This window comes from Stieleria maiorica (assembly GCF_008035925.1).
Classification (GTDB): Bacteria; Planctomycetota; Planctomycetia; order Pirellulales; family Pirellulaceae; genus Stieleria; species Stieleria maiorica.
This window is the reverse complement of sequence record NZ_CP036264.1, coordinates 7,300,471-7,319,393: the sequence shown is the minus strand read 5'-3', so window position 1 is coordinate 7,319,393 and position 18,923 is coordinate 7,300,471. Positions and strand designations below refer to the sequence as shown.

At 59.6% G+C, this 18,923-nt stretch carries 12 protein-coding genes; 7 read left to right on the top strand and 5 right to left on the bottom strand.

All coding sequences use genetic code 11. The features are described from left to right. Positions 1-27: 27 nt before the first annotated feature. Entirely contained in the window at positions 28-1,575 is a 1,548-nt protein-coding gene (locus tag Mal15_RS24865; RefSeq protein WP_147870224.1) for a YifB family Mg chelatase-like AAA ATPase, read from the bottom strand. Between the two features lie 651 nt (positions 1,576-2,226). Here Mal15_RS24865 and Mal15_RS24860 point away from each other — a divergent pair. The 3 genes from Mal15_RS24860 (at position 2,227) to Mal15_RS24850 (ending at position 7,404) form a co-directional block, all read left to right on the top strand. After that, the gene (locus Mal15_RS24860) at positions 2,227-3,771 is read left to right on the top strand and encodes a sulfatase (protein ID WP_147870223.1); all 1,545 of its coding nucleotides are present in this window, start codon (positions 2,227-2,229) and stop codon (positions 3,769-3,771) included. A gap of 55 nt (positions 3,772-3,826) precedes the next feature. Next, on the top strand, positions 3,827-5,269 hold the full coding sequence (locus Mal15_RS24855) for a sulfatase (protein ID WP_167547033.1): 1,443 nt from the start codon (positions 3,827-3,829) through the stop codon (positions 5,267-5,269). Positions 5,270-5,739: 470 nt separating this feature from the next. After that, positions 5,740-7,404, top strand: coding sequence for a tetratricopeptide repeat protein (locus tag Mal15_RS24850; protein WP_233903010.1), 1,665 nt, complete (start codon positions 5,740-5,742; stop codon positions 7,402-7,404). 42 nt (positions 7,405-7,446) lie between these two features. Here Mal15_RS24850 and Mal15_RS24845 read toward each other — a convergent pair whose 3' ends face one another. The 4 genes from Mal15_RS24845 to Mal15_RS24830 all read right to left on the bottom strand — a co-directional run bounded on the left by Mal15_RS24845 (position 7,447) and on the right by Mal15_RS24830 (position 12,279). Further along, positions 7,447-9,114 carry a hypothetical protein gene (locus tag Mal15_RS24845; RefSeq protein WP_147870220.1) on the bottom strand — a complete coding sequence of 556 codons (1,668 nt, stop codon included), beginning with the start codon at positions 9,112-9,114 and terminating at the stop codon, positions 7,447-7,449. A gap of 190 nt (positions 9,115-9,304) precedes the next feature. Then, positions 9,305-10,483, bottom strand: a complete 1,179-nt coding sequence (locus Mal15_RS24840; protein ID WP_233903009.1) for a WD40 repeat domain-containing protein — start codon at positions 10,481-10,483, stop codon at positions 9,305-9,307. Between the two features lie 14 nt (positions 10,484-10,497). Next, positions 10,498-10,824 carry a hypothetical protein gene (locus tag Mal15_RS24835; RefSeq protein ID WP_147870218.1) on the bottom strand — a complete coding sequence of 109 codons (327 nt, stop codon included), beginning with the start codon at positions 10,822-10,824 and terminating at the stop codon, positions 10,498-10,500. A 375-nt stretch (positions 10,825-11,199) separates the two neighbouring features. Then, on the bottom strand, positions 11,200-12,279 hold the full coding sequence (locus Mal15_RS24830; RefSeq protein WP_147870217.1) for a Gfo/Idh/MocA family protein: 1,080 nt from the start codon (positions 12,277-12,279) through the stop codon (positions 11,200-11,202). A gap of 189 nt (positions 12,280-12,468) precedes the next feature. Here Mal15_RS24830 and Mal15_RS24825 point away from each other — a divergent pair, with 189 nt between their 5' ends. The 4 genes from Mal15_RS24825 to Mal15_RS24810 all read left to right on the top strand — a co-directional run bounded on the left by Mal15_RS24825 (position 12,469) and on the right by Mal15_RS24810 (position 18,895). Next, positions 12,469-12,927 (top strand): MarR family winged helix-turn-helix transcriptional regulator, encoded by a 459-nt coding sequence (locus Mal15_RS24825; protein ID WP_147870216.1) that lies wholly within the window; start codon positions 12,469-12,471, stop codon positions 12,925-12,927. Between the two features lie 76 nt (positions 12,928-13,003). Beyond that, positions 13,004-14,323 carry an efflux RND transporter periplasmic adaptor subunit gene (locus Mal15_RS24820; RefSeq protein WP_147870215.1) on the top strand — a complete coding sequence of 440 codons (1,320 nt, stop codon included), beginning with the start codon at positions 13,004-13,006 and terminating at the stop codon, positions 14,321-14,323. Continuing rightward, positions 14,310-18,011: an efflux RND transporter permease subunit gene (locus Mal15_RS24815; protein ID WP_147870214.1), complete on the top strand. Its 3,702-nt coding sequence runs from the start codon at positions 14,310-14,312 to the stop codon at positions 18,009-18,011. Before Mal15_RS24820 ends, Mal15_RS24815 begins: the two co-directional genes overlap by 14 nt. 20 nt (positions 18,012-18,031) lie before the next feature. Continuing rightward, positions 18,032-18,895, top strand: coding sequence for a lysophospholipid acyltransferase family protein (locus tag Mal15_RS24810; protein ID WP_147870213.1), 864 nt, complete (start codon positions 18,032-18,034; stop codon positions 18,893-18,895). Positions 18,896-18,923 lie beyond the last annotated feature (28 nt).

Genomic DNA, 18,923 nt, shown 5'->3' with positions numbered 1-18,923 from the left:
GAGTAGGCGACAGACGCTCAAACGGGTTTATGTCCACAGATCTCGATCGAGGCTTCGATAGCCGATGGCTTCGGCGAGGTGCATTTCGTTGATTTGCTGATCACCGGTGACGTCGGCGATCGTTCGCGAGACACGCAAGATCTTGTCGTGAGCTCGGGCGGAGAGGCCCATTTCTTCGACGCTGTGACGCAGCATCTTCTGGCAGTTCGGTGAAAGCTTGCAGTACTGGCGGACTTGTCGACTGGTCATTTGCGCGTTGTATCGCACGCCGGATGGTCCGTCGGCGAAGCGTTGAGCTTGAATGTCGCGTGCTCGCAACACGTCAGCTCGCATCTCTTGGCTGGATGTTCCTGCTTCTGAACTGGAGGAGAGTTCCTCAAAAGGCACCGCGGGGACTTCGATGTGGATGTCGATTCTATCCATGAGCGGTCCCGAAATCCGGCTCATGTACTTTTCGACTTGCGGCGGTGTGCAGTTGCAAGCACGTCGAGGATCGCTCCGGTATCCACAGGGGCAGGGGTTCGCGGCGGCGATAAGCATGAAGTCGCTGGGGAACGTGGTCGAGCGAAGGGCACGCGAGATCGTGACCACCCCGTCTTCGAGCGGCTGACGCATCACTTCAAGCGTTTTGCGATTGAACTCAGGCAACTCGTCCAGGAAGAGAATCCCGTTGTGGGCCTTGCTGATTTCGCCGGGTGACGGAGGGCTGCCGCCGCCGACCAGCCCGGCATCGCTGATCGTGTGGTGCGGCGAACGGAACGGCCGTCGGGCCAGCAAGGGCTGCCCGGCGGGCAATTGACCGAGTGCGCTGTAAATCCGCGTCGTCTCGATCGATTCCGGGGCACTCAACTGCGGCAAGACGGTGGGCACGCGTTTGGCCAGCATCGTCTTCCCCGAACCCGGAGGCCCGATCATGATCAGATTGTGTCGGCCGGCCGCGGCCAGGGTGATCGCCCGTTTGGCGGCCTCTTGGCCTCGGACATCGCCGAAGTCGACGTCATATTGGCTGAAAGCTTCGAAGAGTTGCTCCAGACGACTCGGTGCCGGATCGATGTCGACTTCGCCGGCGAAAAAGGCGACCGCTTGGCCAAGGCTTTCCACCGGGATCACTTCCAAGCCTTCCACCACTGCCGCTTCGCTGGCGTTTTCTGCCGGCAACACGATCCCTCGCAATCCGTCGCTCTTGGCCGCCTCGATCGCGATCGACAACCCACCCTTGACCGGACGAGTGTGCCCCTCGAGTGCCAATTCGCCGATGATCGCGTACTCTTCCAGACGGTCCGGAATCAATTGCCCGCTGCCGGCCAGGACCCCGAGGGCGACGGGCAAGTCGAACGAGGCGGCTTGTTTGGGCAGATCTCCCGGGGCCAAGTTGATCACAACGCGGTCGTGTGGCCGGGTGAAGCCGCTGTTGACGATCGCCCGTTCGACGCGATGCGTGGATTCCTTGACCGCCGTATCGGGCAGCCCGACCAGAATCGTTTTGGGCATCGCCGCCGGCGAGATGTCGACCTCGACATCCACCGGCATCGCCTCGATGCCCAACAACGTAAACGTCTTCAGTCGTGCCAGCATTGCATCCCGCCCCCCGAGTCACCCATCCAGTTGCCCGAAGTATCGACGAAAAGCGGGGGCCCACGCAACGGGTGGCAAGCCCCCAGCCTCCATTTGGTGCCACCCACAAAATGTGCTGCCCCGCGCCGAGCCATCTTGACGCTAGCAAACCAGCAGCGGGCTCTAAATGGTGGGTGGCACCTTTTGCGTCGTTGTGGGTGGCACCTTTTGCGTCGTTAGCAGCGGGTTCTAAATGGTGGGTGGCACCTTTTGCGAACGGATTCGCGGTAGGAATGGTGGCAGAATGAAGTTGTGTTGCCGCCCCTACCAAAATGGGGGCTCTGAAAAGGGGACTATGGCTTTCCATGTCGGATGATTGAGAGAAGGGAATCCGCGGACGCGTCGTCGGGAATCTGAAGCGGTTCCCCAGGTTTGCCCAAACCGACTTACCCCCAGAATCTTCCTGTCCTGTCCCCGCGCCCCGCACGCTGTCCCCTCGGCTCGCGCCGTCCCCAAGGCGGGCGTCTTTGGAGCCGCTACCGTGCCCGAAGCGTACGACTCGCACGTGACAGGCACGCCTGATCCCATTCCGCCGCCAGCTTGCACAGGCCATCAAAGTCTATAGACTTTGAGACCCCCGCGCCGATCTGCAAGCTGCCCAAAGGACACATCATGATCCAATGCACCGCCCGAGCTTCGTTGTTGTTGGTCTTAGCGCTGCTGCTTACCGGCTGGTCGCACGCGGCTCCGAAAAACGTCGTGGTCTTCTTCGTCGACGACATGGGGTGGACGGACCTCGGTTGTACCGGCAGCGATTTCTATGAAACGCCCAACATCGACGCGTTAGCCAAAAGTGGTGTCCGCTTCACCAACGGATACGCCGCTTGCACGGTCTGCTCTCCGAGTCGCGCGGCACTGATGACGGGCCAATCCCCGGCCCGGCTTCACGTGACCGACTTCATTCCCGGTCACCCCTTCGTCAACACTCCGATGACGATTCCCGATTGGACGAAAGTGCTGGAGAAAAAGCACACCACCCTGCCCGAGATCCTCAAGCCGCACGGTTACACCTGCATTCACCTTGGAAAGTGGCACCTGGCTCATCGCGACGGCTACGAAACGGGACAAGAAGACAGCGCCGATCCTGACAATTACCCGCAAGCACACGGATTCGACATCAACATCGGTGGCTGCGAAAAAGGAGCCCCGCCGAGTTACTTCTGGCCCTACGGAAAAGGGCGCAGCCTGGAATCAAGGAAGGACAACACGATCTACCAAACGCTTCCCCAAGGCGACCTCTCGGACCGGCAGCGCGAAGGCGAATACTTGACCAATCGTCTGGCTGCCGAAGCGGAGACCCTCATCGATCAATTCGCGGCGTCTGAAAAACCATTCTTCATGAACTTCTGCTTCTACAACGTGCACACGCCGCTGATGGGGCGCCCCGATCTGGTGGAGAAGTACGAACGAAAGCTGAAAGAAAACCCGCAGCGGAAACACACCAACGTCCGCTATGCCGCGATGGTGGAAAGCGTCGATGAAGCGGTCGGACGCGTCGTCGACAAGCTGCAAGAACACAACTTGTGGAATGACACTTTGGTCATCTTCACCAGCGACAACGGCGGACTCAAACCGGTCGCGACCGACAACGCTCCACTCCGCCAGGGCAAGGGCGGTATCTATGAGGGCGGAGTCCGCGTCCCGCTGATCATCCGTCTTCCCGGCGCTGGAGCCACTGACGCGTTGTGCGAGCGACCGGCCATCACGATGGACATCCTGCCGACGATCTGTGACGTGCTCCAGATCGACCTGCCGGCCGAAGCCGCAAAGGTGCAAGACGGTCTCACGCTGCGACCCTACCTGACAAATCCGCAAGCCCCACCCCGTCGCGAAGATCTGTTTTGGCACTACCCGCACTATCACTCCATGGGCGCCCAGCCCTACAGCGCGATCCGATCGGGCGATTGGAAACTGATCGAAGTGTTCGGGAAAGAGTCGCTGGAACTGTACAATCTCGCCAGTGATCTCGGCGAGAACGACAACCTGGTCACGATTGAAAAGGAAAAGGCAAACGAGCTCTACGCCAAATTGGTTGCGTGGAGGGAGTCTGTCGAAGCTCAGGTACCGACCGGCAATCCCCAGTACGATCCCGAGAAAGAAACCGGAATCGTTCGAAACGGAAAACTCCGCAAGGCGTCTCCGATCCGGGCTCAATAACGCCGGGCTCGCCCTGCCAAAGCCGACCACTATGTAGCGGAAGTTCGAAAACATGATGCAATGCGTTGCCCGGATTTGGGCTGTTTGCGGCCGGCTGGTCCCCTCTCATTTACTACACCGCGCAACGCCACACGCAGCGATCATCGTCGCAGCCCTAGCGGCACAAACGCTGTGTTCACCCGTCGCAAAAGCAGATTCAGACGTTCGTCCGAACATCATCCTGATCCTGGCCGATGACTTGGGCTACGGCGATCTGGGCTGTTGCGGAAGCACGGTCCACCAAACGCCGAACATTGACGCACTGGCCGCATCCGGACTGCGATTCACGGACTTTCATTCCGCCGGTGCGATGTGCAGCCCTACGCGTGCGTCGATACTGACAGGACTTTACCCGCAACGGTTCGGCAAGATTTTCGATGGCGCCCTCTCGGGAACCACGCAAGGCGATCTCGGTCTTCCGCTGAAAGCGGAGACAATCGCCGAGCGGCTGCAGAAACAGGGATACGCCACCGCGTGCATGGGCAAATGGCACCTCGGTTACCGGCCGCCGTTTTTGCCGACGCATCAGGGGTTCGACGTGTTCCGCGGGCTGGTTTCCGGTGACGGAGACTTTCACACGCGGATCGACCGATCGGGGAACAAAGACTGGTGGCACAACCAAACGCCCGTGCGAGAAGACGGCTACACGACGGACCTGCTGACCGATCACAGCATCGAGTTTATTGAAGCCCATCGGGACAAACCGTTTTTCCTGTACCTTGCCCATCTGGCGATTCACTTCCCGTGGCAGGGACCGAATGATCCGCCGCATCGCCAAGCCGGCACGGAATACCATCGGGATAAATGGGGAGTGATCCCTGACCCGCAATACGTCGCACCGCATGTCAAGGCGATGGTCGAATCGCTGGATGAAAGCGTCGGCCGTTTGATTCGCACTTTACGAGCTCAGGGCCTGGAAAAGCAGACGCTGGTCGTGTTCACATCCGACAACGGCGGCTACCTGACCTACGGCAAACGCTTCAAGAACATCTCAAGCAACGGCCCTTACCGCGGCCAGAAAATGGACCTTTACGAAGGTGGCCATCGCGTGCCGATGATCGTATCCTGGCCCGGCCGCATTGCGGCACGGGTCTGCGACCAGACGACACACAGCAATGACCTGTTTCCGACGCTGTTGGCGCTCGGTGGTGACACGTCGGCCAGCGGAGCGAAGACAGACGGCGTCAATCTCGTCCCGTTGTGGTTGGAGAATAAGCCGCCGGCGACCCGGGTTGTGTGCTGGCGAACCTTCACTCACGCAGCCATTCGAAGTGGACCTTGGAAACTCGTCCAACCGCTTCGAAACGGTAGCAAGGCCGAACTCTATCACCTCGGCAACGATCCCGGCGAGCGGCACAACCTTGCCGACGACAAACCTGAACTGGCCGAGCAACTCCGCCAATCGTGGTCTGCGTGGGACGCCGATGTCAACGAGAGTGCCCGGCGACAGCAAGGGTGAGCGGGGCAACCTCACCTGCACCGGAGTGCGACATTATCCCAAGGGCAACGTCAAAGCGATGCGTCGGAAAATCCCCCAGGCAAGCGCATCCTGGATGTAGGCTTCGTCGCCCCCTCGATCATTTCATCGTGGTTGGGTGCCTGTCGGCCGTTGAGTCCATCGCCGGTCCATCGAACGGGCGGGAGGATCGCGCCGGAGTCCTCCGCCGATCCCCTCCGTCGCAGAGGACGCCGGGGAGATTTCTGCCCTCTCGTGCTGTTTGCGACAAAAAACTTGAGCCGCCGAATTCCACCCTGTTAGACTTGGGTTCACTTTTCCTGAATCCTCCGTTCATCCGCGGATCGATACCCTTGCTTGTCCGAACGATCTCAGCCGTGTGCCTGCTTCTTTTCGGCTGCACTGCGCACACAATGGCCGAACCGCCGACCAACGCAGACCCTGCGGTCGGATACGTTGGAACCCAGACCTGCGTGAAATGCCATGAGGCGGAGCACCTGTCTTACCTGGACACCAAGCACAGCGAGTCGATGGAACGAGTCGACCCGGACAAAGAGGTTTCCTCGGCGACCTACCATCACGACGCGTCGGGCAACGACTATGAAGTTTTCCGCCGAGGCGACGACCTGATTCACCGCGAAATCATCCGCGGGGTCAACGGGGCGGAGCTGGCCAGAACGGAACATCCCATCGTATTCACGCTCGGTTCGGGAACGCACGGCAAGAGCTACGTTTATCACGACGGATCGCATTTCGGGCAGTCGCCGTTGTCGTGGTATGAGGACACCGGAAAATGGTCCATGTCGCCCGGCTATGACGTGCCGTTTCATCCCGGCTTTGGACGCAAACTCAGCACGGAATGCTTTTTCTGTCACGTCGGCGCGGTCGATCGAAAACGCGGCAACCCGAACGAGTTTTCGATATTGGAAGAGAAGATCGGGTGCGAGCGCTGCCACGGACCGGGGGAAAAGCACGTCGCCCGCTACCGAGAGAATCCGAAGTTCACCGGAGCGGACAACACGATCGTCCACCCGTCAAAACTTTCCCGCGAACTTTCCGAAGCGATCTGCCAACAATGCCATTTACAGGCCGCCGGCAAAGCGTTGCGGGCCAACCGGGACGAATGGGACTATCGTCCGGGGCTTCCGCTGACCGACTTTCGGATCGACTACCAATATCGCCTCGGTGACGACACGATGCGTGTGGTCGGGCATGTCGAACAGTTGCACCAGAGCAAGTGTTATCAGCAGAGCGAATCGCTGACCTGCATCACCTGTCACAACCCACACCAAACCGTCCCCGCAGCGGCGGCGATCGACCACTATCGCAAGATCTGCTTGTCCTGCCACACCGATGATTCCTGCGGCAAACCACACGCCGTTCGGGTCGCGGACGCACAAAACGATTGCAGCCACTGTCACATGCCGGCCCAAGGGACGGAGGTTCCCCACACCGCATTCCATCACCACCGTATCGGCATCCACAGCGGCGCGACGACGGAGAATGAACCCGCAGTCGGGCTCAGTTCCGTCTTGGATGTCGCCCGATTGCCCGAGATCGTGCGAAAACGCTGCGAAGCACTGGCCAAGTTCCAGGTCGCCCAAGAAAATCCTGGCAATTCAAATTTTCGAGACTACGGCATCGAAGCGGCCAAGGCGTTGATCGAAGTCAAGAACACCGGCAAGTCGGACCCCGATGCGACAACCATCCTGGCCATGCTGGCGCGTTCCCAAGGCCAGGCTTCGATCGCCGGAGACCTTGCCGGAGAAGTGCTGGCGAAAGAATTGATCCCCTCGCGCCCGCGACTCGAATCGCTTCGACTACTGGCCGGTCTGGCCTATCAACGCCGCGAATTCGACAAGGCCGCCGAGTATTACCGCGAAGTCACCGAGCTCCAATCCGAACCCTTTGACTATTTTCAGCTGGGCGTCGCCGAACAGAACTCCGGCAACACAGATGCGGCGATCAATGCGCTAAAAAAGACGGTGGAGTTGGCACCGCACCATGTCAATGCACACCGCTTCTTGGCCGCGATCTACCAGTCACAGGGGCGTGTCGACGAAGCCGGCCGCCACTCGCAATTGGCCCAAGCACATGCGATGCGGCTGGAGCAACTGCAACAGAAGACGTTGAAATGATCGGGAATTCGGCCGCGAGCGATCGTCCAGCTTGGACGGTCTCTAAAGCCGTCTCAAAAAATTTAGTCCGAAACGGCCGTAATCCTGGCCGTCCACGTCGCCATCGCCGTCTGAATCCAACTGGGCATTGAAGCCTTCGGAGCCGAAGGTCGAGAGGAACGCCAGACCGAAACGTCCATAGTCCTGGCCATCGACATCTCGATCACCATCACTGTCTCCGAAAAGGCGGAAGAGCCGATCGGCCGCCTGGTCGCCAAACACTTCGTCGTCACGCATTTCAAATCCTCGCGTCGAACGGATCTTGGACGATTCAATGTGCAATCGATAATTGCCGTCAGCCAAGGAGTTGCCGAGCGCTGCGGTTCCGGCCCGCGTGATGGTGCTGTCGCCGTCGAACGTCAGGGTGACCACCGTCATGAACGGCGTGACGCTGGCCGACACATTGACCATGCCGACGGGCGTTGCAGTCGTTGTGTTGACAAGAGTGAACGCCGATTGCAAGGGCGCGATCTCCAACGCCTCGTCAAACGTCACGGCGATCGAAGTGACTTGCGATCGGCTGTTCGCCCCACCATTGACGACAACCTGATTAACCGTCGGATTTGGGGTGACCAACGTCACACTCGCATCGGTGCCCAAGACAACGGCATCAGGAGGAACCACTTCGTCCTCGCCAAACAACAACAGTGGGTCGACACCTTCGCTCGGGTTGACATCGACCACCAACGGCGACCGCAGGTAATCAGCCAGGAAGACTTCGATCCGAAACACGTCAAACGGTTCGATGAACTGCCCATTCTGACTCAGCCCGGGAATCCCTCCGGAAGCAGCCGGGACCAGTCCCGTGCCGCCGACATCGATGAACCCTGCCGTCAAGTCATAGGTGCCACGATTCAAGAGCGAATAGAAGCGTTGATTGTCATTGAATGTCCGGCTGCGCGTGTCCAGATTAAAACGCAACGCATCGCCGTTGGGCGTCACGCCATCGGTCATGAACGCGCTGACTTCTTCGACGTCCGTGGGGACACTGACATCCAAGTTGCTGGTCACGATGAAGTTGGGCAGGTCCAGATTCCCGAATGCCGGATCCACAAAACGAATCTCAAACAGTAGATCATCCGAGGGCACGCTGGTGACCTGGTATTGCGATCCCAAGTATCCAAAGTGATCGAGCGCAGCCTGGATTTCGCGGATCGGGTCCTCGGCAAAATCCGCCAAATCGACGATGTAGGCTTGCGGCATTCCCTGCATTGCAAACGTGATTGAGCCCGACGTGGCATCATAGATTTGATTGCCGAAAACAATTCGCTGGGTTTCACGCAGCACGGGACGAAGCAGATTCGGCTGGCTGAGTCCCAGGTCGACATAGACACTAAATGCCCCGACGTCGTCGCCGAAGGTTCGCAAATCCGAATACGCCACTTCCAGGAAGAAGGAGTTTTCAATCCCGACACCGACTTCCACCATGCCATCGACCACCGACAGCAGTTGATCTTGCGAATCACGTGCCGAAAGAAAGTATTCCGCCATCGCGGTGGTTGCACTGGATTGTCTCGCCGATTCCGAGATCGCAACGGGGCCGTGCTGGCAAGCCTGGGCCGGTTCCATCTCCGCCACGACGTCGAAAGCCGATAAACGAGCGGCCAGATAAACGCGGTGCTCCAATCGTTCGCAGCCCAGGCGGCGTGCCCCGACTCTCCGGCGAGACACGGTCCCGGCTTCTTGCGAGGAGATTGGCGGTCCACTGCGACGTCCAGCCTTGATCGAGCGGTTTGACCGGTTGCGATCCTGTTGCTTCAAAACTTCCCATCCCCATGTTCGGACGACATTCCTCAATCATCGCGAGGATTGTAACGTCCAAGAGATGCTTCCGCACACATCGATGGCGATGGAGAGGAATTCAGTCGCGGATGCGATCGGGATCGAGCGAATCGAGCACCCACTGGAGCATTGAAAATGAATAGGTCCGTTGCTTGGTAGCGATGTCCCATTCGCAAATCGACCCACAGGAATCCCATGAATACAGCGTCTGACCGGACGAAGCGAATCCCACGATCGGTGATTCATGTCCTGCAAACATGCATCGCTCCCTGCCCGTCCGGATGTCACGGATAAGGATCTGGTGCCCGTCGTTTCGATACACCGACGTCGCCACCCAAGAGCCCTGCCCACCGAGGGCCACCACCGGATCGGAGACGCGTTGAGTCCAAAGCCGTGCCTCTCCACCGCTTTCGTCGGCGGCACGTTTGCCTTGATCGACAGGAAAGGTGTAGACCGAGACCTCGTGCGGCGTTCCGTTGCTCGCGACGGCCAGCAATCGATCTTCTTGGAACAGATCGGCATCAAACAAGGAATGATGATCGGTCAAGTCCCGCTTGAGAACCTTGCCCGAATGGAGGTCGCGAATCGAAATCCCGCCGTCACTGTCGGCGGCAATGATGCACTGCGAATCACGGGTGAAAGCGAGCACCTTTTGGACGCTGCGTTTGGCGTTACCGCGACGTCGGTGCTCGTGCAACAGTCGGTTCTCCGACAGGCTCCAGACCCAAACGGAGTGCTCACTGATCGCCGCCAGCTTTTCACCGTCGGGTGAGAACCGCAGACGGATGGGATGATGAACGTGGGCACCGTCGATCGTCTCGATTTCAGCCATCAACCGCGCCGTCGACATCGGCGTCACATCGGTGATCAATCGGACGGTGGCGTCAGCGCCGACCACCGCGACCGTCGACGCGTCTGGAGAGAGCGCCACGGCGATCGGATTCAGGTGCGAGGCGTCGAGCGAGATCGTTCGACGGGTCACAAAATCCATCAGCACGACATCGGACTTCACGCCCTCGGCCAGCGCGTTCTGACGCAAACAGACCACGGCGGCGGCCATGCGTTTTGAGCGTTGGAACGACAGGTCTTCGAACCAGACCGACCGCGTTTGAGTATCGGGTTCGTACCGGAACCCGCTGCTCCAAATCACAACCGCTTCCGCGCCGGCGAGCAAAAAAACTCCGCCGAGGAGCAAACCCCATAGCGCAATGAAGTCGGCGACCTGCTTCCAAACCTTCCAGTGCCTTGGTGATCGCATCAATTCCAACACGATCAGGCAACCGTTAAATAACACAGGAGCGAAAGTTGGAAACAGACCAGGCTGGCCGCGACCGTCATCCCGATGCGTCGCTGGTGCTTGTACAGGGTGATCAGTACGGCACAGACCAGCGCCGTACAGACCAGCTTCACCGCCACAAACAGCCAGACTTGACCGTCTTGCAGATCAAGCAACCAGACCCCGATCGGGTTCTGTTCCATTTCATGAATCACTTCATGATTGGTGACAACCAATGCCGCATCGTGCACCGAGACGAATGCGATCAGCAGGCAACACATCCCTAGCCAGACGGCACCGCACCCGCGCAATCGCCGAAACATTGCAGGCAAACGCTGAATCGTTACAGGCAGGGAATTGAACCACGCCTCATCGATTGCCGCCCCCCGGCTGACGCGCCATCGCTTTGGCAGAAGAATTTCCATGGCTACGGTCTACTCTTACGTTTGAAGATGGATTCCGCCGTGTTCGTAGATCGATCTACGTTTCAACACGATTTAAATCGCGCTGCCAGATCAAAACAATGCGGGAATCCTGTCGTTTCGGGGACCGGCGGAATAACCGCCGTCAGTCACAGATTGCGGGCCTCGCCTGACGTGGAATCCCTGGAAAACGGCCGTTTATGAAGATCTCGCGTGCAGATCCGTGCTCTTGCCAAAGTGTCCACACGCCCTTCTCACTGCGACCGGGGCGCCTTCTCACTGCAACAGGGACACAGTTCGCTGCTCCCGCGCACTTTGCACGGCGGAATCGACGATCTGTTGCCCGATGCGGCTGACATGGGTGGAGAGCGGCCCATCGATCGGGCGGTCGTTCTGAATCACGTCCACCATGTACTGGATCGGGTTCTCCAGCGGCGGTGCCAAGGGGGCCGGCTGGATCGACCGCCCCTCGGGGCAATCGCGCGTTTGGATTCGCATCGTCGTTTCATAGTCGTAGCTGGAAATCGTTCCCTCGGTGCCGACCAGCACAAAGCCGCATTTGGGTTGGGGTTGATGGGTCCACGGGTCGGTGAACGTGCCCCAACGGGTTTCAAATTTTGACAGTCCGGTTTCGTAGCGCGCCACCACAATGCTGTGTTCATCGACCTCCAATCCGACAGGCTGATCGACCATCGCGGTCACTTCGATCGGACGCCGACCGTCCATGTACCACGTCCCCAGCGTCGTGCCGTAACCGAGGTAGTCCAACAAGGATCCGCCACCGTGACTTTGTTTGTAAAACCAGCTGGTCGGTTTCTCGCGTTGGACTTCTTCGGCAGTGCGTTCCACCTTGTCGGCCACGTGCCAGAGAGGTCCACGGTTTCCGCCGTAGTAGTGCACTTCGATGCATTGACCGATCTGGCCGTCGTCGATCAAGCGCTTGGCCATGCGATGTGACGCCACCCAGGCCAACGGCCAGTTGATCGCCAGACGCACGCCGGCGCTACGACTCGCCGCGATCATCCGATCGGCTTCGGCCAACGAACCTGCAAACGGTTTTTCGACCAACAAGTCACAACCGAACGGGGCTATCCGCTCGACCCAATCACCGTGCTTGGACGCCGCCGGGCACAGAATCGCCAGATCAGCCGAAGTCGAATCAAACAACGCTTCCGGATCGGTGTGCACCCTTTCAGCCGGAATCCCGAAGGCCTTGATCGCATCCTGCATTCGATTCGGTGTTTCGTCACAGATCCCGACCAGATCCACCTCAGGATGCTCGTGCGCCATTCGCAACAGATCGCCCATGTGAAAATGATCAAAATTGATCCCGACAACTTTCAAGCGATGGCTCATCACTCTGCTCCTGGTTGAATTCGAAAGGTCGTGTGGAGCCGGATTGTAACGCAACGCATCGACCCACCGGGGATCGAATCCACCGGCGATCCGGCACAATCCGATCGGGGAAAGACTTGACAAGCGATTTCCCCCCAACGCTAATAGTTAGCTGGCTAACGAATTGTCTCGGGTCTCCGGAGTCGGTCTGTGCTGGACTATGATTTTGACGAAAGTATCGGCTATTGGCTGACCATCACCACGCAACGATACCACCGTGCGTTCAACGACGAACTGGTCCCTTACGGCATCACGTTTCGACAGTCTCAGGTGCTCGGATGGTTGGCGCTCGAAGGCGATCTTTCGCAATCCGAGTTGGCCGGCAGAATGATGATCGAACCTCCGACGCTGGTGCGGATCCTCGACCGCATGCAGCGTGATGGTTTGATCACACGCCGCCCCTGCCCCGAGGATCGTCGGCGCAAATTGATCCACGCGACGGCAAAGAGCAAACCGGTGTGGGGCAAGATCATCCAGTGTGCCAAACGGATTCGCGCGCGGGCCACGGACGGATTGACCGATCGACAACAAGCCACACTCAAGATGCTGCTCGGCCGCGTCCACGAGAACCTGATGCCCGGCATCCCGACCGCACCGTCCGACCGTTAGCCGTTCCTCCCATTTCCCGACTTCCCCCACGACGTCCGCGTCAGGGATGACGCATCCCAGCCGTCCGAGATGCCCGATGAACCATTCCCCCTTTCGTCTCACTCCATGCGTGCTGCCGTTGATCGTCGCCACGGTCTGCGTGTCGATCACACAGGCGCAACAACAACCGCCCGCCCCGGTCGCCGTCGCCGAAACGGTCCAGATGGACGTCGCCGCCGGCCAAACCTTCGTGGCCACCGTGATGCCGCTCAAACGCTCCGTCGTGGGCAGCGCGGTGGACGGCCGGGTGGTGGAGTTGGTGGTTCACGAGGGCGAACGTGTCGCCGAGGGCGGGACGCTTGCCAAGCTGTTGACCGCCACGATCGAATTGGAACTCGCCGCCGCTCAGGCCGAATTGGACCTGCGAAATCAAGAGCTCGCCGAACTCGAGGCGGGGTCACGGCCGAACGAAATCGAACAAGCCAAGGCAAAGATGCTCGGTGCCAAAGCCGAAATGGAATTCGGACAGGCCCAACTGACCCGATTGAAACAGCTGCGCAACTCGAATTCTGCGTCCACCGAGGAATACGAGTTGGTCAAGTCACAAGCCAGCCAAAGGGAACAGGTCTACCAAGAACTCAAGGCGGCGTACGACTTGATGGTCGAGGGACCGCGTACCGAACGGATCGCCCAGGCCCGCGCCCAGGTTGCGTTCCAGCAAGCGATGGTCGATCGAATCAACGACCGAATCAAGAAGTACACGATCATGTCACGGTTTGACGGCTATGTCGTCGCCGAACATGTCGACGAAGGGACGTGGGTCCAGAGCGGCGATCCGGTGATGGAGGTGGTGGCGCTCGATGAGGTCGAAGTCTATGCGTATGTCGTCGAACAACACGCCGCGCACGTCAAACCCGGCACAACGGTTCGCGTGGATGTCCCCGCCCTACCCGACGAACTCTTCACCGGCGTGATCACCACGGTGATCCCCCAAGCCGACGCCAAGGCACGAACCTTTCCCGTCAAAATCCGCGTGCAGAATAAAATCACCGATTCCGGGCCGCTGCTCAAAGCGGGGATGTACGCTCGCGTGCAACTGCCCGTCGGTCCGCCACAAAGTGCGGTCATGGTGCCCAAGAACGCTTTGGTTCTGGGAGGCCCGCAGCCGTTGGTCTACGTCGTCGAAACGGGTGATGGCAACAGCCACAGCGTCCGTCCGGTCCCGATCGAAGTCGGGGTTGCGATGCCGAATCTGATCCAGGCGATCGGGCCACTGAAAGCTGGCCAGCTGGTCGTCGTGGAAGGGAACGAACGCTTGCGTCCCGGACAAAGCGTCGTGATCTCCAGCGTCGTCAAACCCGCATCGACGCCCCGCAGCAGCGAGCCAAACGGAGGGGCAAACCATGGCACTGATTGAAGCCTTCGTCAAAAACCCGGTCAAAGTCACTGTCGCCGTTCTGCTGGTTTCTTTGTTCGGTGTCGTCGCGCTGACGCGGATGCCGATGCAGCTGACTCCGGAAGTCCAGATCCCAACGATCACCGTGGCGACGACCTGGCCCGGCGCCAGTCCACAGGAGGTGGAGCAAGAGATCACGATGGAGCAGGAGGAACAGCTCAAGAGCGTCGAAGGTGTCACCAAGATGACGTCCGAGAGCGCCGATTCCCAAAGCACGATCACGCTGGAATTCGTCGTCGGCACGAACATGGAGGAGGCGTTGCTGAAGGTCAACAGCCGACTGCAACAGGTGCCGGAGTACCCCGAGGACTCCGACGAACCGGTGATCACGACCGCCAATGCCTCCGACCGCCCGATCGCCTGGTTCATCCTGAGCACGCGTCGGCCGACGGAGGACACGTTCACGGCGTTCCAGTCGCGACACCCCGAATTGGCGGAAAAAATCGCGCCGGCACGCAACGCCCACAACGTCGGATTGGCGATGCTGCGGCTGCGAATGCTGGCCAAAGAACACCCCGAGGTCAACGAACTGTTGCCGCCAGACGACTTGGACGTGACCAAGTTGCGGCGTTTTGCCGAAGACGAAATCGAAGCCCGCTTTGAACGTGTCCCCGGCGTTTCTCAATCCAACGTCATCGGCGGTTTGGAAGACGAACTACAGGTCATCGTCGACCCCGAGAAACTGGCCGCCAGGCAATTGACGCTGGCCGATGTCCGCAATGTGCTGCAGGGACAAAACAAGGACACGTCGGCGGGCGATTTCTGGGAAGGCAAACGTCGCTGGGTCGTGCGAGCGATGGGACAATTCCGCAGCCCCGAACAGGTCGAGCAACAATTGTTGTCGGTCAACAACGGGGCTCCCGTCTACGTCCGCGACGTCGCCAAAGTCGAATTGGGGTACAAAAAACCGGATGGATTGGTGCGGCGTTTCGGCGAATCGAGCATCGCGATCAACTGTTTGCGGGAAACCGACGCCAACGTGTTGGACGTGATGGAGGGATTGCGGATTGCCAACCGCGACATCGACGAAAACATTTTGGCCCCGCGCGGATTGCAACTGACGCAAGTTTACGACGAAACGGAATACATCTATTCGTCGATCGATCTGGTGCAACAGAACATTTTCATCGGCGGCGCGCTGACGATGATCGTGTTGATGCTGTTTTTGCACCTGGGCGTGCGGACGATTCTGACGATCCCGCTGATCATCGCCAGCTCCTTGGCGGCGGCCTATCTTTCGCCGCTTTTCTTTCTGATCTGCATCGCGATCATTTTGACCGCCGGGTTTTGGTTCGCCCGCGGCGCCTTGGTGGTGGCGCTTGCGATCCCGACCAGCATCATCGCATCGTTCCTGGTACTGGGAGTGCTGGGTCGGTCATTGAACGTGATCAGTCTGGCCGGGCTGGCGTTCGCCGTCGGCATGTTGGTCGACAACGCGGTGGTGGTGCTGGAAAACGTGTACCGCCATTTCCGATCCGGCGACTCCCCGCTTGCCGCCGCGGTTCGAGGAACGCAGGAGGTCTGGGGCGCGATCGCGGCTTCGACGATCACGACCGTCGCCGTCTTTCTGCCGATCGTCTTTGTTCAAGAAGAAGCCGGCCAACTGTTTCGTGACATCGCGTTGGCGATCAGCGCGGCGGTGGCGCTGTCGTTGGTGATCTCGATGTCGGTGATCCCGACCGCGGCGTCGCGGTTGTTCGATTCCCGGCGCGAGCGACCGGGCGTCCCGACCGACGGTCGATCACGACCTTCCGACGCGTCATCGAACCGAATCACACGATTCTTCTTGTGGCCGGTCCATGCCTTTGCCGCCGCCTTTGTCCGCGGCACCGTCGGTTTCAACGACTGGGTCCAGCGCGGCACGCTGCGCCGCATCGTCGTCGCCGCGACGCTGGTCTTGTTGGCCATCGGCATCAGTTGGACGTTCTGGCCGAAGGTGGAGTACCTGCCGACTGGAAATCGCAACTTGGTCTTCGGCATCCTGTTGCCACCGCCCGGTTACAACCTGGACCAGTTGACGGCGGCGGGGAAGACCGTGGAGAGCGAGTTGCGTCCGTACTGGGACGTGGAACCGGACAGCCCCGAAGCAGCCGCGCTGGATTTCCCCGCGATCGGTGACTTTTTCTTCGTCGCCCGCGGCCGCCAGGTGTTCATGGGCATCCGCGCCCACGACGGCCAGCGTGCCGGTGAACTGGTTCCGCTGGTGCAACAGGTCGGGGCGAAGATGCCGGGGACGTTTGCCGTCGCAAAACAATCCAGCCTGTTCGAACAGGGCTTGACCGCCGGGCGGACCATCGAGATCGAAATCACCGGCCCCGATTTGATCAAACTGGTCGGGCTGGGCGGACAAACGATCGGCAAGGTCAAACAGATCATGCCGACCGCCCAGGCTCGTCCGATTCCGAGCTTGGATTTGTCCAGTCCCGAAATCCACATCACGCCCAAATTGGTCCAAGCCGCCGAGATGGGCGTCAGCAGTCGCGACCTGGGGTTCGCCGCCAACTGTCTGATCGACGGCGCCTATGCCGGCGACTATTACTTGGACGGCAACAAGATCGATTTGACGATCGTGGGTGAGTCCGAGTATGCCGACACGACACAAGAGATTGAAGCCTTGCCGATCGCGACGCCCGGCGGTCATCTGATCCCGCTGGCGGCCTTGGCCGAAGTCGCCTTGGCTAGCGGCCCCGAACAGGTCAATCACCGCGAACGCGTCCGCGCGATCACGATCGAGGTTTCTCCGCCGCCGGAAGTCGCATTGGAAGATGCGATGGCACAAATCAGACGCGAGATCGTCCAACCGCTGATCGAAAGCGGTCAACTGGGCGGCGGATACCAAGTCAATCTGGCCGGCACGGCCGACAAACTGAGCAAGATGCAGGAGACGTTTTTGGGCCGATGGTCGGGTTGGAATCTCGACAGTTTGCTCAGCCTGTTGACCAGCCAATTCGTCCTGGTCGTCCTGATCACTTACCTATTGATGGCCGCACTGTTCGAATCGTGGCTGTATCCGCTGGTGATCATCTTGACCGTGCCGCTGGGGGCCGTCGGAGGCATCCTGGGACTGAACCTGTTGAACGTCTATTTGGGGATGACCGGTCAACTGACACAACAATTAGACATCCTGACCATGCTGGGCTTCGTGATCTTGATCGGCACGGTGGTTAATAATCCGATCTTGATCGTGCACCAATCGCTCAATCACATGCGTGAAGACTCGATGGCGCCGCGGGCGGCGATCTTGGAAAGCGTCCGCACACGGATTCGCCCGATCTTTATGACGACGATGACCACCGTGCTGGGCCTGTTTCCGTTGGTCCTGTTCCCCGGTGCCGGCAGCGAACTGTATCGCGGGCTGGGAAGCGTGGTGCTGGGCGGGTTGTTGGTCTCGACGGTTTTCACGTTAGTCTTGGTGCCCACGCTGTTCAGCCTACTGCTGGATGGCAAGGCCAGATTGACGCGGCTGATCTTCGGAACCCGGCAAGGACCGCTGCATCGGCAGGCCGAGTTGCCAAACCGACAACCAGCGGTTCAACTGGGCAGGTCGGAGGAACCGATGACGCGCGACCAGAACCCGCCGCGCGGCACGAAGACGGATGATGATGCCCCAACCCCCGCATCATCGGCTCCGGCGTCACAGGACGATTGATCGCCGTTTGCGTGGATGACATGAAAGGAAACCAATCCCCACACTGCAACGAACTGCTCGCCGACATCGACGGACGCTACCTGACCGAGCCCCGCCCGTCAGGCTGGATTTCAACGCGGTTTCCGACCTTCACCTTCTACAGCCAGTTCCTCGGCAATGTGTTTCGTTCCAGCAACGTCGCTCGTCGGGGACAGTACGACAGCCTGCGCTGGAGCCAAACCAGTTTCGAAGTGCTGCAGTCGCTGGAATCGGTCGGCGTCCGATTCGAAGTCAGCGGCCTGCAAAACCTGGCAAACCTGACGACGCCCTGCGTGCTGGTCGGCAATCACATGAGCATGCTGGAAACGATCGTGCTGCCCGCGATCATCCAACCGGTCTGCGACGTGACCTTCGTCGTCAAGCAAAGCCTGATGGACTATCCGGTGTTTCGGCACATCCTCCGCTCCCGCGATCCGATTGCCGTGTCGCGAGACAACCCGCGTGAAGATTTGAAGCAGGTGATGGGCATGGGGGCCGAGCGACTTGGCAAAGGTATCTCGGTCGTCGTGTTCCCCCAAACCACGCGCAGCGAGACCTTCGATCCCAGATCATTCAACACGATCGGGGTCAAGCTGGCGGCGCGAACCAAGGTCCCCGTGCTGCCGATCGCGCTGCAGACCGATGCCTGGGGCAACGGAAAATGGATCAAGGACCTGGGGCCGATCCGACCGGAAAAAAAGGTGCGGTTTGCGTTCGGTGAGCCGATGGAAATCGAAGGCCGTGGCAGCCAACAACAGCAAGCGATCGTCGACTTCATCGCATCCAGGTTGGATCAATGGAAGGCGGAAGATCGGGGGGCTGGAGGTGGGCTGGCGAAAATCAATGGAACTTGGAACGTTGGGTAGGTTCGGGGACGTTCAGCGATTCTGCTGG

Coding starts and splice junctions, on each gene's coding strand:
- Mal15_RS24820 (WP_147870215.1), top strand. CDS start 13,004: ATGAACCATTCCCCCTTTCGTCTCACTCCATGCGTGCTGCCGTTGATC.
- Mal15_RS24840 (WP_233903009.1), bottom strand. CDS start 10,483: ATGCGATCACCAAGGCACTGGAAGGTTTGGAAGCAGGTCGCCGACTTC.
- Mal15_RS24810 (WP_147870213.1), top strand. CDS start 18,032: ATGAAAGGAAACCAATCCCCACACTGCAACGAACTGCTCGCCGACATC.
- Mal15_RS24855 (WP_167547033.1), top strand. CDS start 3,827: ATGCAATGCGTTGCCCGGATTTGGGCTGTTTGCGGCCGGCTGGTCCCC.
- Mal15_RS24835 (WP_147870218.1), bottom strand. CDS start 10,824: ATGTTTCGGCGATTGCGCGGGTGCGGTGCCGTCTGGCTAGGGATGTGT.
- Mal15_RS24815 (WP_147870214.1), top strand. CDS start 14,310: ATGGCACTGATTGAAGCCTTCGTCAAAAACCCGGTCAAAGTCACTGTC.
- Mal15_RS24865 (WP_147870224.1), bottom strand. CDS start 1,575: ATGCTGGCACGACTGAAGACGTTTACGTTGTTGGGCATCGAGGCGATG.
- Mal15_RS24830 (WP_147870217.1), bottom strand. CDS start 12,279: ATGAGCCATCGCTTGAAAGTTGTCGGGATCAATTTTGATCATTTTCAC.
- Mal15_RS24860 (WP_147870223.1), top strand. CDS start 2,227: ATGATCCAATGCACCGCCCGAGCTTCGTTGTTGTTGGTCTTAGCGCTG.